Origin of the sequence: Acetobacter persici (assembly GCF_018256955.1) — a bacterium.
Lineage (GTDB): Bacteria > Pseudomonadota > Alphaproteobacteria > Acetobacterales > Acetobacteraceae > Acetobacter > Acetobacter persici.
The window spans coordinates 315921-330584 of the sequence record NZ_JAERKU010000002.1; the positions used below are offsets into that span (position 1 = coordinate 315921).

The following is a 14664-nucleotide window of genomic DNA, read 5'->3' on the forward strand; positions in this document are numbered from 1 at the left end:
CCTGTCAGCCTGCCGTGCGCAACGGCAGCGCGGGACAGGGATATCGCAGAACAGAGATATCATGGTACACATCAGTGATGCATAAGGCCATTCCTCCCTCGGCAGATGCCTTTTATCAAACCCATGAGGGCCAGACCTGTGCTGCCCTGCTACGTGAGCGCCTGCACTGGTTCTGGCCGGATCTGCGCGGCCAGCGTGTGCTGGGGCTTGGCTATGCCGGGCCGTATCTGGCGGCATGGCGGGGGCGGGGCGCGCTCTGTATTTCCGCCCGGACACCGGAGCACCGGCCTGACTTTTCCAGCAATGCCGGTTTTTCTCCACATTCTGCCAGCGCGTCGGCTCCTGAACCGTTCCGGGAGAAAGCCCCGGAGCGTGAGTGCCTTGTGGACCCGTACGCCCTGCCGTTTGATGACGGGACGTTTGATCGCATTGTGCTGGTGCATGCGTGCCGGGAGGCGGATCAGATGGTGCCTCTGCTGCGGGCGGCTGGCCGGGTGCTGAAGGATGACGGGCGGATGCTGCTGATTCTGCCCAGTAAGCTCGGCGGGCGGTTCCGGCAGAAAGATACGCCGTTCGCTCAGGATGTTGCCTGTTCCCGCACCAGCCTGCGCGCCACGCTCGGCCATGCCATGCTGTTCCCTGAGCGGCGGGATGAAGCGCTGTTTCTACCGGCCCGGCAGGCCTGCGCCAGTGTGCGGCGTGGCCGCCGTTCGGATATTGCGGGTAAAGTCCTCTCACCGGGGCTGGGGAGCCTGATGCTGGTTGAGGCGGTCAAAGATCTGTTTTCCGGGACAGCCTTGCCTGTACAGGCACGCCGCCCCTGGTTGAGGAAAATACTTTGCCCCTCGGAAGAGGTCTCGGCACAGAACGGCGACACGCCCCCTAAAAACGCCACATACAGGCCGGAGATATAACGGGAAATCTCTGGCGGATGGCCTTGCCTTCCGGGCCGGGCGTTGCCACAAAACCGCGCCCATGGTGTTATCCGCCGGTCTTTAAATTACGTCTGGAGCCAGAGTTCCATTTTCACGTCTTTTGTTCTGTGCAGTTTGTTCGTGCTGTTTGTGGTGGCGGGGGTTCTGGCAGTGGTGCCGGACCGTCTGCTACGGCAGTGCGCGCCGTGGCGATCTGAAATTCTGGCCGGGGTCTGGGGCGGCCTTGGCCTGCTGGTGCTGGTAGGGGCTGTGTGCAGGCTGGAAGGCGGCGTGAGCTGGTTCCCGGTGTTTGGTATGGATGGACCGGCTTTGCCCATGCTGGTGCTGCTGGCCTTTACCGGCGGCCTGATGGGAACGGGGCAGCGTGGTCTGGCCTGTGCGCTGACCGGACTGGCGTTTTTAGCGTTGTCTCCTCTGGTGTTCGGGCTTCTGGCCGGGACAGCGCTGGTGCTGCTGGCGGACCGGGGGCGGCAGGGTGTGTGCCTGCCTTTTGCGGTGATCCCGGCCTGCATTCCGGCGGATAGCCCGCTTTCTCCCCCTGCATTATGTCTGATGGTTCTGCTGCTGGGCTGGGCGGTTTCCTCGCAGAAAGGCCCGGAGGCGGTTCTCCCTGCCGGGATTGGCCTGTTCCTGCTCGGGCGTCTGCTGGCGGAAGTGGGCGTTCTGCCCCCGGTGCAGCAGGGCTTGCTGATTGTCAGTGGCGGGGCGGTCGCACTCTGGGGCGCTGTGCAGGCTGTGCGGAGCCCGGCCGCCAGTGGTATTCTGGCCGGTGTGGCCAGCGCAGGCTATGGCGGGCTGGTGGTGATGCTGACACTGGCTCTGGCGGCCTCTGTTAAAGGCGGTGAGTTGTTTCGCACAGCAACACTTCTGGCAACAGGTGCACCGTTTCTGGCGCTGCTGGCGGCCCTCTGGCTTGCACGGCAGGAAGGGGGGCTGTTCAGCCCCGGCAGTGCCGTGGCGCAGGCCCGTGGCGCACGGGGCGCTCTGGGCGCAAGCCTTCTTCTGCTCTCTGCGGTGCCACCGCTCGGGGGCTTTTCAGTGTTCTGGTGCCTGCTGAGCGCGGGTGAGGTCGCGGCGGCCCATACGCATCCCGCGCAGGCTCTGTGCCTGCTGCTGGTTCTGGCCGGGGCGGCCTGCATTATGGCGCTGGGCACGGTGGGGTTGCTGCGGGTGGGGTTTGCTGCATTTGTGCGGCAGCAGCCTGCTTCTGGCAGGTCTGTAAAGCAGAGCGCTGGTCCGGTGGGCGAGGCTCCGTCTCTCAGCAGTGTTCTTCTGCTTCCGGCGTGGATCTGCGTTGGGTGTGCGGCGCTTGTCACGGTGCTGCCCGGTGGCTGGCTGGCGCTGGTGGATCATCTGTTTGCCGGGAATACGCCGCGCGATTTTAGCTGGAAAATCCTGGCCCATGTGCAGTTTCCCGGGTCGGATCTTTCTTTAACGCCAGCGTATGCCCTGCTGGCTCTGGGCGTATGTGGTGCCGGGGCCGCCGGGCTGGGGCGGGTGTTTAAGGTGTTCCCGCTGCGTCCGGCCATTTCAGGTGCGGCCGTCTGGCGGGACGGCGCGCCTTATCTGGCGACTTCGGAGCCGGAGGAGGTGGCGGCAGAACCCTCCAGTGTGCCGATGCCTGCTGTCTGGGCGGCTCTGGGGATGCTGCTGGGTGCAGATGGGCAGACGCCGTCCAGCTGGCCGGTGGTTGAGAAAACCGGGGCCGGGGCGCGTTATCTTCAGGCTGTGCTGTTCAGAATCGTGGCATGGTGTGAGGCGCAGGGCATGGTTCTTATCCTGCTGTTTCTGGGGGCCGGGCTTCTGCTGGGGCTGTTTGCTGCAAAATGACACATGATCTCACATGGGGCTGGTCTTTTGCGTGCCTGCTGGCCTTGGCGTTGCAAACTGTTCTGGTTGTTCTGGCCGCACCGTTCTTTACCGGGTGGGTCAATCGTCTGGCGGGCCGCCTCACGGGTGAACGCCGCTTCCCTGCTGGGGGACGCTGGCAGGAAATTCATCATCAGTTCCGCAGGGCGGGCCTGCGGCAGCGTGGGGACGGGCTGAGCAGTCTGGCGTGCCGGGGGGCTCTGGTTCTGGCCGTGTTTGCCGCCTGCATGACGCCGGTTTTCACGCTGGTTCCGGCCGGGTTTCCCGCACCGGGTTTCTTTTTGCTGTGTGCTGCGCTGATCGGGGCCTCGCTGTTGCTGGGCCTGCCGCTGGTGGTGCAGGGCGGTGCGTCCTCTCTGGCGGGCTGTGCGGCTTTGCTGGCGGAGGGGTTGCTTTTGCCCGCACTCGTGCCGGTTCTGGTCATGGCGGGCGGGCAGGATTTCTCGGTTTTTCTGGGGCATCTGCGTCAGCTTTCCCCTGTGGCGGAGGGTGCTCCTTTTGTGCTGATGGGTGTCGCGCTCTTTGTGGTGACAGCATGGAAAGGTCAGCAGGCGGGGGAAGAAATGCCCTGCCAGCTTTCCGGCGCGGACCGGGCGTTATGGATGCTGGCGACGGATTGTGTGCAACTGGTATGGATCACGCTGGCCGGAGATGTGGCGTGGGCGGGCAGCCTTGCCCTGCCGGGTGAAAGCAGCGTGGAGCCGTGGCTTGCGCAATGCCTCGCGGGAGGGGCGTTGTGGGTGGCAAAGCTGAGCGTTGCGGCCCTTTTACTGGCGGGCACGCAGCTTATGGTGCTGGCGTTCCCGCGCCGGGCGCGGGTGCGTCTGGCTGCGGTGTTTCTGCTGGGGCTTCTGGCGTGGCAGGTGGCGTCTCCGGCGCAGTCCGGCGCGCAGGTGCAGGATAAAACCGCCTCTGCGCAGGAGGATCAGGACTCTGCCTGGCGGACTGAGGACGCAACACCATGACGCTGGCTGTTATTCTCGCGCCGCTACTGGCGCTCTGTGTTGTGGCCCGCGGGATGGGCTTTCTACCAGCGCTGGGCGTGGTGACGGCGGTGGCCATGCTGGTGGACGCGCAAGGCCCGTTGCAGGAGTTTGGGGCGGCCTGTGTGGTGCTGTTGTCTGTGCTGCCGGTCTGGTTTGTCAGCCGGTATCAGGATGATGGTGCGCGGGAGCGTACCGGCCCGGTCGTGCCGTTTCTCGCACTGGGGCTAATGGTTATTCTGCAACTGACAACCGGCACGCCCGCCGCCATGGGTGAGGCTGCGCCGGGGCATGCCGGAGCAGCGTATCTGCCTGCCGGGTTATGTGTGGCATTGGCGGGACTGGTGGCCGTGACCTGCCGTCAGGCCATGGTCTGGCAATGGGCTGGGCTGCTGGTGTGTGTGGATGGCGTCATGCTGTCCGGCGTGATTGAAAATCAGGTCATGGTGGTAGGGGTCACCGCACTGGCGGGCTGTGTGGTGGCGCTGCTGGGCGGCATGTGCGTGCATCGCGTGATGCTGCGGGTTGCCGTGGCGCCTGCACAAAGCGGGACCGGGGCAGACCGCCCGTCCGCCCGCGCCAGCGGGTTTGAGGTAGGGGATGTGGATGCGCCCGGCCCGGAACCGCGCGGGCTGGGCCCGGAAGCTGTGGTGGCACCTCGTATCTGGACCGAGGCCGAAGCCGCTGCTGAGGATGAAGACCCTCTGCCCCGACCTGTCCGGGCAGACCGGAACGCAGCCTCTCCCGAGGCGGCAACAGAGTCACATGCCGCCCCACCGGCAACAGTGCGGCCACAGAGCGTGCAAGAGAGTGTGCCAGAGAGCATATCAAAGAGCAGCGCGGTTCTGGATGCAGAGGCTGCGTTTTCCGGCACTGATGCTGCCCCTGAAGAGGCGCAGGATGGAGAGCATACGCAGGCCATCAGCCCCGAACCGCACGCCGAATCAGAAGAACGGGCCGAAGCAGAGGCAGGCCTGTTGGAAGCGGCCTCTCCGGGCGAGGAAGCGGATGAACCGAAGGAGGCCACAAAGCCCGACAGGCCTGTTGCGGACCAGTCTGAAAAAACGGCTGGAACAGCCTCTTCTGACACTGAGCCTGAAGCCGGGTCTGGGCAACCAGAGTCCGGGGAGCCCAGCCCTGTGCCGCGCACGCCGGAGATGATCGCGCGGGACGTCTGGCTGAGAGGCTACCTGACCGAGCGCGGGAGGGACGCATGACCGTTCCTGTTTTTCTGGCCGCTCTGGCCTTTGCATGGCCCTTGCTGGGGGCGGCTCTTGTCATGGCGGCCCCCACGCCGCGCAGTCGCGAGATTGCCATCTGGATGGCCGGGGCTGGTTGCGCGCTGGCAGTGGCGGTGTTCCTGTTCCCCGCGACCAGCGCCGCCGCTGAAGGATGGGATGATGATCCGGTCCAGCGGGCCGGGCGAGTGATGCTTGCGTTCGGCCTGCTGTTGACGGTGATGGAAAACGGCACCGTGCAGGATCGCCTGTTGCGGGGGCTGCCGCATATTTCCACGGCTCTGACGGGGCTTGCCTGTGTCACGCCGGACCCGATTATCGGGCTTGGGATTCTGGAGGCCGCACTGGCATATGGCGTGTTTGTGTTCAGCCGCCCTGCCGGGCAGGCGCGGGCAGGCTGGGCGCTGGTGCGCACCGGGTCTGTCGGGATTTTTCTTATTCTGTCGGGTCTGCTGTTGCCTTCAGGCTCCGCACCGGCGGGGCTGATGATGGCGTGCGGGCTTGTCATGCTCGCGGGTCTCACTCCCTTCGGGCAGTCCTGGCGTGAGGAAAATGACACTTATCTTTTTCTGCCATTTGCCGGGGCGGCCCTGCTGCTCTCCATGCGGATGCGCGCGCATGGAGGGGAAGCGTTTGAAACGGCTCTGGTCGCGGCAGGTCTTGCCTCTGTCTGGCTGACGGCCTGTGCTGGCAGGTCTGATGAGGGGCAGCGCCTGTTCCGCACGTTTCCCTCAGCTCTGGCGCTGATTGCGGTGGGAGCCGGGGCGGATGTGGCGGCCCTGCTGTTTCTGTGCGGCTGGTGTCTGGCCGGGGGCAACCGGTTTGGTCGCGCATGGGCGGCGCGGGCGCTGGCCTGTTTCCCGCCGGGTGCGCCGTTTGTGGGCTGCCTGCTGCTGCTGTCCATGCTGAGTGACTGGTCATGGAGTATCACGGTGCTGACGGTTGCCGGGATTTTGTGTGCGGTCGTGCGCTCGGTGCCGGTGGAAGGGTTCACGCAGGATCTCTGGCCTGACGATGCCGCGGGCCGGGTCGCGTGTTCCGTGCTGGTGCTGACCGGGTTTCTGGTGCCGCTGGCCATGATGCTGGGAGCGTTCTGATGGATGCTGTAAGCCTGATCTACGCTGGCAAGGAGACGGAAACCCCATGGCGTTTCCGGCTGGATGAATTTGGCTGGCGGGACATGGTCACGGCTCTTGGCCAGGATACGTTGCCTTTTGCCGGGCTGTGGTGTGACGGAACGGATGTGCATGCGCTGTTCATGCCTTCTCCCACCCAGCCGCTGGCCGCGACGCTGGCGCTGGAAGACGGGCGTTATCCAGCTCTTTCCCCCGCCCGGCCTGTCTCTGCTGTGTATGAGCGCATGGCGTATGACCTGTATGGGGCGGAAGCCATGTGGGCGGTGGATGTGCGTCCGCTGGTGGATCATGATGTCTGGTCAGCCACGGCACCGCTTGCGTCTGCCCCCGGTCCGGCAGGCGGGCATAAGGGGCAGATCAGTTTTCAGCCGTCAGAGGCGTTGCTGGCGGCGGGTGGAGTTATGGCTGGCGCAGGGCCTGCGGCGGGCCGGATGGAGACGCCGCTGCATGTGGCGATGGCCGTTTCTGGTGACACCATTCTGGCGGCGGAAACCGTATCCGGCTACGCGCATCGCGGGCTGGCCGCGCGCTGGCGGAACAGTCGGCTGGAGGAGGCCTGCCGTCTGAGCGGGCGTGTGGCCGCAGGCCGTTCTGTTGCGCATCAGGCGGCATTCTGTCAGGCGGTTGAGGCCGCCTGCGGCAGTAAGCTGGGGCCGGAAGCCTCTCTGATCCGCGTGGTGCTGCTGGAACTGGAGCGGATTTTGCTGCATCTGCACACGCTGGCTGGGCTGGCGCGCGGGGCAGGGGCGCTGGTGGTGGCCTCCCGCTGTGCGTGGTTCCGTGAAAAAATTCTGGCGCAGTCCGCCCCGGTTATCGGGTCACGCCTGCTGATGGACCATTGCGTGCCCGGCGGGACCAGCCTGCACGAGGCGACTGCTCTGGGCGATATGTGCACCAGTCTGGCAAAGCTGGGGGAAGAAATTTATCCGGGTCTGGCAAGCCTCTGGCGGACATATCCCGCACTTTCTGTCCGTCTGAGCGGGGTAGGTCCGGTCGCCCCTGCTCTGCTGGATCGGGTTGGGCTCGACGGCCCGGTTGCGCGGGCCAGTGGCCGGGATTGTGACGGGCGGCGCACTCAGCGTGCCTATCACGCCCTCTGGCGGCTGACGGCCGGGCGGCAGGGTGGCACGGCGGAAGATCGTGCCCTGATCCTGCTGGATGAAGTGGGTGAAAGCTTGCGGATGCTGGGCGAGGCTGGCCCCCGGCTGGGGCTGACGGCGGGCGGGCGGATAGATCTGAGCGTTGAAGATGGAGAAGGGCTGGGCATGACGGAAGGCCCGTGGGGCACCGTCCAGTACTGGGTGCGTCTACAGGCTGGCAGGGTGGCGCAGGTGTTTGTGCATGATCCGGCCCCCGCGGCCCTCACGGTATTTGAGGCCGCTTTGCCGGGGCAGGATCTGGCCGATCTGCCTCTTTTACGCCAGTCCCTCGGGGTAAATGCAGCAGCACTTGATGGCTAGAGAACAGGACAGAAAGGGTGTGCAGTCATGGGGCTGATCCGCGCAGTATTTGATGCCGCGTTCCGGCAGGGTGGGGCACGCCTCAAGCCCGTCGGGCCACGCTGGCCGCTGCTGCTGTTCCATGTGGATACGGGCGGCTGTGGCGGCTGTGGTATGGAGCTACAGGCTCTGGCGGCTGGCCCGTATGACATGCAAGGTGCGGGGTTTGGTTTTGTGCCGTCCCCGGCATCAGCAGATGTGCTACTGGTGACTGGCCCGCTGACGCGCACCATGGCGCCCGTGCTGGAAGCTGCATGGCAGGCCATGCCAAAGCCCAAAGGGCTGATTTGTGTGGGCGGGTGCGCCGTAGATGGCGGCATTTTTCCAGAAAACTATGCGGTTCTGGGCGGTCTGGACCGTAAGGCTACGGTAGACCTGCATATTCCGGGCTGCCCGCCGTCCCCCCAGCAGGTGCTGGACGGACTCTGTTCCCTGTTCGGGCAGCGGGCGCAGCCTGCTCAGAACAGTCAGGCTGCGGGGTCTTCCTCAACATCTTCCTGAAGATCTTCCGCAGCTTTTTTCAGCTTGAGGAAGCTCAGATGGCTCATGGGCAGCAGGATCATATAGATCACACCTGCCGCAGCCAGAGCGGCCCACGGGTCTGCCACCAGCACAGCGGTATAAGCGCCTGTGCCCAGCATGACCGGCAGCACATACTGCGCGGGAACCTTAAAATTCTTGAAGGACCAGACCCGCAGCGTTGAGACGAGCAGAAACGCCGTGCTGATCAGCGTAAAAGCAGGCAGCCAGGGCAGCCGGGTCAGCCGGTAGAGCCAGTCTATATCCAGCTTTTGCGCTTCCAGCCCCAGAAAGAGCGGGAACAGCGCCAGTCCCGCCCCGGCAGGGGCCGGGACGCCGGTAAAGAAGTTGCTGGCGTATTTCGGCTTTTCTTCCTCACCATCCAGCGTCGCGTTAAAGCGCGCCAGACGCAGCGCCATACAGACTGTAAACATCAGGCAGGGCAGAAAAGCGTAGCGCCCGCCATCCTGCAACGCCCAGAAAAACAGCAGGAAGGAAGGCGCAACACCAAAGCAGACAAAATCTGAAAGGCTGTCAAACTCCGCACCAAACCGTGTTGAGCCCCGCAGCAGACGCGCAATGCGTCCGTCCAGACCATCAATAAAGGCAGACAGCAGCAGCGCCACCCCGGCAGCCTGAAAGCGCCCTTCAACAGCAAAGCGCATGCCTGTCAGACCGGAACACAGCCCCAGCATGGTGAGGATGTTAGGGATCAGCCGGTTGAAGGACGGGCCACGGATTTTGGTCCGCACCCGTTTGCGCAGCCGTTTGCGGCGCAACCCGCGCGCGGAAAGCGGAGCCTGAGGCGGAGGCGCAGCCGGAAGCTGCGGTGTGGTCTGCGGATCTGTCACGGGATCAGAGGCGCGCCATCACGGTTTCACCACCCACCATGGTCTGACCGACGGATACCAGCGGTTCCACGCCCGGCGGCAGATACAGGTCTGTGCGGGAGCCAAAGCGGATCAGCCCGAAGCGTTCCCCGGCTTCCATTTTCGTGCCTTCAGACACGCTGCACACAATGCGGCGGGCAATCAGGCCGGCAATCTGCACCACGGCAATCATCCGGCCATCCGGCAGGGTCAGGCTGAGGGCATTACGCTCGTTCAGCTCAGACGCCTTATCAAGGCTGGCGTTCAGAAACTGGCCGGGGTGATAGGCAATGCGTGTCACTGTGCCAGCGGCAGGCATGCGGTTGATATGCACATCCAGCACCGAAAGGAATGTGGCAATGCGCCAGACCGGGGCGGTGCCCATGCCCAGTTCGGCCGGGGGAGCAATTTTTTCAACGGAGACAACGCGGCCATCCGCCGGGGCGACAGCAACATCGCTGCGGGCCGGGGTCGTGCGTTCCGGGTCCCGGAAAAAATACAGGCAGAAGCCAAAAAACAGACCGCTGGCCGTGCCGGCATGGCGCAGCAGCGGGCAGGAGAGCTTTTTGCCCAGAAAACGGGTGATCAGCGTTGTCGCACCAGAGGCCAGCAGGAAGGGTTTTGCTTCCGGGTGAGGCGGTGCGAGAACCAGCTTGAAAGAGTCGATCAGGGACATAGGTGGGTCCTCATACAAAAGGCCGGAGTGTGGGAAGAAAACAGGGGAGCGTGCCAGACGTTCCCCTGCGCCGGAGACGGATCAGACCAGACCGGCCAGAGTTTCCCGCACGGCAGCAAAAGCGGCATCGGCGGCACCGGCGTCCGGGCCACCGGCCTGCGCCATATCGCGACGCCCCCCGCCACCTTTGCCGCCCATGGCAACGCTGGCAGCCCGGACAAGGGCGACCGCGTCCACTTTTTCAGTCAGAGCCGGGGCTACGGCAGCCACAACGCTGCCTTTGCCATCAGCGGTGGAAATCAGCACCACCACATCCGCATTGCCTTGCTTGAGGATGGTTTCTGCCAGCCCCTTGAGTTCACGCGGGGCGGTTTCCCCCACATTGCGGGTGGCCAGACGGGCAGCACCCACCTGCTCCACACCGGCGGATTCAACAGAGCCAGCCGCCAGCTTGCGCTGAAGGGCAGAAATCTGCCGTTCCATAGCGCGGCGTTCTTCCAGCAGCAGAGCAAGGCGCTCCGGGGCTTCCGCCACGCCAACTTTCAGCATCGCGGCCATCTGAGTCAGGCGCTGCTCACTGGCGATGGAAAGCGCTTCCGCCGCCGTGCCAGCCACGGCTTCAATACGCCGCACACCTGCGGACACACCGCTTTCAGACGTGATGCGGAAATGGCCGATATCCCCGGTGCGGTCCACATGCGTGCCGCCGCAGAGTTCCAGAGACCATGCAGCCTTGTTTTCATCCGGGCCACCCATGGAGACAACACGGACTTCATCCCCGTATTTTTCACCAAACAGGGCCATAGCCCCTTCTTCCACGGCCTGTTCCGGCGTCATGGAGCGGGTTACGACCTTTGAGTTCTCACGCACCCGGCGGTTCACTTCGGCCTCAATTTCCGCCAGTTCTTCCGGCGTGATCGGGCGGGGCTGGCTGACGTCAAAGCGCAGACGGTCCGGGCTGTTCAGGCTGCCCTTCTGGGCAACATGGTCACCAAGTTTACGGCGCAGGGCTTCATGCAGCAGATGCGTTGCGGAATGGTGCGCCCGGATGGCGGAGCGGCGGTCATGATCCACTGTCGCGGTTACGGCCTGACCGGGGCGGAGAGTGCCCTCTGTCACGGTGCCGTAATGTACAATCAGGTCGCCCGCTTTTTTCTGCGTGTCTGTAATGGCAACGCGCAGGCCGGAAGCCGTCAGGAAGCCGGTATCCCCGGCCTGACCGCCGCTTTCTCCATAGAAAGGCGTCTGGTTGAGCAGCACGGCAACTTCCGTGCCCACACCGGCTTCCTTGATAAAGCTGTTGCTGGCGATAACGGCCTGAACCTCACCATCTGCCTGTTCCGTGGTGTAGCCGAGGAATTCGGAGGCCCCGAACTTATCCCGTGCTTCAAACCAGACGGTTTCCATCGCGGTATCACCAGAACCAACCCATGCGGCACGGGCGCGCTGGCGCTGCTCGTTCATTGCGCTGTCAAACCCGGCGACGTCTACGGTGTGGCCGCTGCCGCGCAGGGCATCCTGCGTGAGGTCCAGCGGGAAGCCGAACGTGTCATACAGGCGGAACGCAACATCACCCGGCAGAGCCGCACCGCTGGACAGTTTGGACGTTTCTTCTTCCAGCAGGCCCAGACCACGGTCCAGCATGGCTTTGAAGCGTTCTTCCTCATTGCGCATGGTCTCACGGATCAGGGCTTCACCCTGCACCAGTTCCGGATATGCGCCGCCCATCTGCTGGATAAGTGCCGGGAGCAGTTTATAGAAAACCGGCTCCTTTGTGCCCATCATATGCAGGTGGCGCATGGCGCGACGCATGATGCGGCGCAGGACGTACCCACGGCCATCCTTGGAGGGCAGGACGCCATCGGCAATCAGGAAGGCGGCAGAGCGCAGATGGTCGGCCACAACGCGGTGGCTGGACTTGAAGGGGCCATCAGCCGCCTGATGCGTCACCTCGGCAGAGGCCTGAATCAGGGCGATAAACGTGTCGGTATCATAGTTGTCGCGCTTGCCCTGCATGATGGCGGCAAAGCGTTCCAGCCCCATGCCGGTATCAATGGACGGGCGCGGCAGCGGGGAGCGCACACCCGGCGGATCTTCAAAAAACTGCATGAAGACCAGATTCCAGATCTCGACAAACCGGTCCCCGTCTTCATCCGGGGAGCCGGGCGGGCCACCGGGAACGTCCGGGCCGTGATCATAGAAAATTTCAGAGCAGGGGCCGCAGGGGCCGGTATCGCCCATCCGCCAGAAATTGTCTGACGTGGGGATGCGGATAATCCGGCTATCGTCCAGCCCCGCAATGGAGCGCCACAGGCCAGCGGCTTCTTCATCTTCCGAATAGACGGTGACGAGCAGCTTTTCCTTGGGCAGGGCGAAGTTGCGGGTGATGAGAGTCCAGGCCAGCTCAATCGCTTCAGGTTTGAAATAATCCCCGAAGGAGAAATTGCCCATCATCTCAAAAAAGGTGTGATGGCGGGCCGTGTAGCCCACGTTATCCAGATCGTTATGCTTGCCGCCAGCCCGAACGACCTTCTGCGCGGTGGTTGCGCGGGAGTAGGGGCGGGTTTCCTGCCCGGTAAAGACGTTCTTGAACTGCACCATGCCCGCATTGGTGAACAGCAGGGTGGGGTCATTGCGCGGCACCAGTGACGATGAGGGCACGATCTGATGCCCTTGTCCGGCAAAATACTCCAGAAAGGTGGTGCGGATATCGTTTGTTGTGAGCATGGCGTGAGGCAGACGGTCCTGAAACTGGTTGGGCGCGTGATCTCCCTTACCAGCACGCTTCTGCGGAGAATTCCGGAAGGGGCTGACGCAGGAAAAGTCCTCACGGCCAGGCAAAAAGCGGAAAAGCTTCTTTAACCCGCTGCCAGATGTAGCGCACACGGCGCGGCTCTGAAAGGGGTTAGCACGCGGGGCGGGGTGAAGAGCGCGTTATGGCTCCGGGCTGGGGTTTTTGGGTGACGCAGGAAAAGCGATGGCGCTTTCCGCCAGATCCTGCACGGAGGCTGGGGGCTTTTCCCGGAAAACCATTTTCTGACTGAGGTTGAAGTTGGCGAACATGCCTGCCAGAGAGCCTGCGGCCAGTGCCAGCACCGGATACGCAACGCACAGCGGCACCGTGTAGAACAGGGTGTAAACCGTGCCGCGGTTGAGCAGAAACCCAAGGCTGTTGGCCAGCAGGAACCGCAGCCATTGCAGCACCGGATGGTCATGCTGCCCGGCGCCTTTGAATGTCCAGAGACGGTTGAGCATCCAGTTGAGGGTCGCTGCCACAAAATAGGCCACGAGCGTTGCAGCCGTCAGCCCGATAAGGGGGCGCAGCGCATAGACTGTGCCCGAATCCCAGACCAGACCAAGCCCGCCGACCGTGGCGAATTTGAACAGGCGCAGGAGCTTGGCGCGGGATGCATCTGGGGCAACCGGCGCAGTGGTATCAGGTCGGGGCGGAGCAGGGGATGGGGAGGGAGTCACGCGACAGAATTCCTCAGGCGAGGCAGGGAAACGGAGCAAAAAAAAGGGGCACCCGAAGGTACCCCTTTTTCCGATCACAAGAACCGGTCGATTAGTGGAGGATGATTTCCACGCGACGGTTCTGAGGCTCACGGGTGTTCGGGCCGGTCGGCACCAGCGGCTTGGATTCACCATAGCCGTGGATGTCGATCGCGGTGGCCGGCACGCCGTCACGGATCAGTTCAGCCTTCACGCTGTTAGCACGACGCAGGGACAGGCCCAGGTTGTACTTTTCACCGCGCGGACCCGGGTGAGCAGCGGAGTTATCGGTGTAGCCGTTAACTTCGATGCGGGTCGTCTGAACGTGGGTGGAAGCCTGAGCAGCTTCTGCCACGATCTGGCGAGCGCGGGACGTCAGGACAGACTTATCCCAGTCGAAGAACACCAGGTAGGAGCGAGCCGGCAGCGGAGCCGGAGCTGCTACAACCGGAGCCGGCGGCGGCGGCGGCGGAGCCGTATCGAACGCATAACGCAGGCCCAGGATGAACTGGTGGTTGAAGCGGTGATCGAAGTTCGTGTTGCCACGACCACGGTTACCGTTTGCATAGGAAGCGGTAGACGTGAAAGCACCGTCAGAGAAGGAGCCCGGCTGACCGATCATGCGGTATTCCGTGGTCACCTGGAAGCCCGGGATGCCCGTGTCGTATGCAGCACCGACGATACCCTGGTAAGCGAAGCCACCGTTCGTGCCACCCAGACGGCTGACGTTGCCGTTGCTGAAGTTGGTGGTCGTCGGGTTGTAATGCTGCCACAGGTAACCTGCACCAACACCAACAAACGGGGTGACGGGTGCATCGATACCGAACTGCTTCAGGTCGATGTCATACAGCACGTTGATGAAACCGCCGTAGGACTGGTCGCTGCCACGGGTGCTGCCCGGAACCTTCGTGCCGCCCTGGTGGTTGATCTGGGAGTAGTTGTATACCCCTTCGATCTCAGCGCGCAGGCCGTTGCCGAAGCCCCAGCCGAATGCACCGAAGCCGGTGAAGCCGTCATGGTGACGGAACTGAGAAGCAGAGGTGTTCTGAGCACTGTCAGCACCGCCGGCAAAACCGGAAGTGTGAGCGTGCTGGTTCTGCACCAGGTTGTAACCACCGCCCAGATCAACATAAGGGCCTGTGATCGTGGTGGCGAATGCGGCCGCCGGAGCCGCTGCCATCAATGTCGTTGCGAGTAACGCCGTGCGGAGACGCATTTTTTCGTCCTCAATTATTTTCATCTGTTCGACTCTGCCGCCAACCATTCAGCGGTCAGTGCCAGCAAGATGCCTAAAGCCGTATAAAACGATCGGTTCCCAAATAGAAACCCGCAGCTTCGTGCTCTTGGTGATTAGAAGCCATAACCGTGTTTTATTTGCAACAGTTCATTTCGGTACCCAAAAATTCTTCTGCTGCCTTTTCAACTATTCAGCTCAAGACTGCTTGCAT

At 63.3% G+C, this 14664-nt stretch carries 12 protein-coding genes; 7 read left to right on the top strand and 5 right to left on the bottom strand.

What is annotated here, in order from left to right; translation table 11 throughout:
• The first annotated feature begins 77 nt into the window (after positions 1-77).
• From JK199_RS03580 to JK199_RS03610, 7 genes are read left to right on the top strand one after another with little or no spacing between them, the layout of a single operon-like run.
• A complete protein-coding gene (locus JK199_RS03580) occupies positions 78-914 on the top strand; it encodes a class I SAM-dependent methyltransferase (protein ID WP_244984896.1) in 837 nt (278 codons plus the stop codon).
• 42 nt (positions 915-956) lie between these two features.
• Positions 957-2765: a hypothetical protein gene (locus tag JK199_RS03585; RefSeq protein WP_244984867.1), complete on the top strand. Its 1809-nt coding sequence runs from the start codon at positions 957-959 to the stop codon at positions 2763-2765.
• Positions 2762-3769 carry a hypothetical protein gene (locus tag JK199_RS03590; RefSeq protein WP_212373913.1) on the top strand — a complete coding sequence of 336 codons (1008 nt, stop codon included), beginning with the start codon at positions 2762-2764 and terminating at the stop codon, positions 3767-3769. The genes JK199_RS03585 and JK199_RS03590 overlap by 4 nt, the downstream gene beginning before the upstream one ends.
• Complete coding sequence (locus tag JK199_RS03595) at positions 3766-5004, top strand: hypothetical protein (RefSeq protein WP_212373915.1); 1239 nt, start codon at positions 3766-3768, stop codon at positions 5002-5004. Before JK199_RS03590 ends, JK199_RS03595 begins: the two co-directional genes overlap by 4 nt.
• Positions 5001-6122 carry a hypothetical protein gene (locus JK199_RS03600; protein ID WP_086655439.1) on the top strand — a complete coding sequence of 374 codons (1122 nt, stop codon included), beginning with the start codon at positions 5001-5003 and terminating at the stop codon, positions 6120-6122. The genes JK199_RS03595 and JK199_RS03600 overlap by 4 nt, the downstream gene beginning before the upstream one ends.
• On the top strand, positions 6059-7621 hold the full coding sequence (locus JK199_RS03605) for an NADH-quinone oxidoreductase subunit D-related protein (RefSeq protein ID WP_342356282.1): 1563 nt from the start codon (positions 6059-6061) through the stop codon (positions 7619-7621). The genes JK199_RS03600 and JK199_RS03605 overlap by 64 nt, the downstream gene beginning before the upstream one ends.
• Before the next feature lie 27 nt (positions 7622-7648).
• Entirely contained in the window at positions 7649-8161 is a 513-nt protein-coding gene (locus tag JK199_RS03610) for an NADH-quinone oxidoreductase subunit B family protein (RefSeq protein ID WP_077930199.1), read from the top strand.
• On the opposite strand, the gene JK199_RS03615 is transcribed toward JK199_RS03610, so the two are convergent.
• From JK199_RS03615 to JK199_RS03635, 5 genes are all read right to left on the bottom strand, one after another.
• The gene (locus JK199_RS03615) at positions 8128-9030 is read right to left on the bottom strand and encodes a CDP-alcohol phosphatidyltransferase family protein (RefSeq protein WP_025829181.1); all 903 of its coding nucleotides are present in this window, start codon (positions 9028-9030) and stop codon (positions 8128-8130) included. The two genes, JK199_RS03610 and JK199_RS03615, sit on opposite strands and share 34 nt — an antisense overlap.
• Positions 9031-9034: 4 nt before the next feature.
• Positions 9035-9724 (bottom strand): phosphatidylserine decarboxylase, encoded by a 690-nt coding sequence (locus JK199_RS03620; protein ID WP_025829184.1) that lies wholly within the window; start codon positions 9722-9724, stop codon positions 9035-9037.
• Between the two features lie 81 nt (positions 9725-9805).
• Positions 9806-12451, bottom strand: a complete 2646-nt coding sequence (gene alaS / locus JK199_RS03625) for an alanine--tRNA ligase (protein WP_212356637.1) — start codon at positions 12449-12451, stop codon at positions 9806-9808.
• 207 nt (positions 12452-12658) lie between these two features.
• Positions 12659-13198, bottom strand: a complete 540-nt coding sequence (locus JK199_RS03630) for a GtrA family protein (RefSeq protein WP_212373917.1) — start codon at positions 13196-13198, stop codon at positions 12659-12661.
• A 91-nt stretch (positions 13199-13289) separates the two neighbouring features.
• Positions 13290-14432 (bottom strand): OmpA family protein, encoded by a 1143-nt coding sequence (locus JK199_RS03635; protein ID WP_077931642.1) that lies wholly within the window; start codon positions 14430-14432, stop codon positions 13290-13292.
• Positions 14433-14664: the final 232 nt, after the last annotated feature.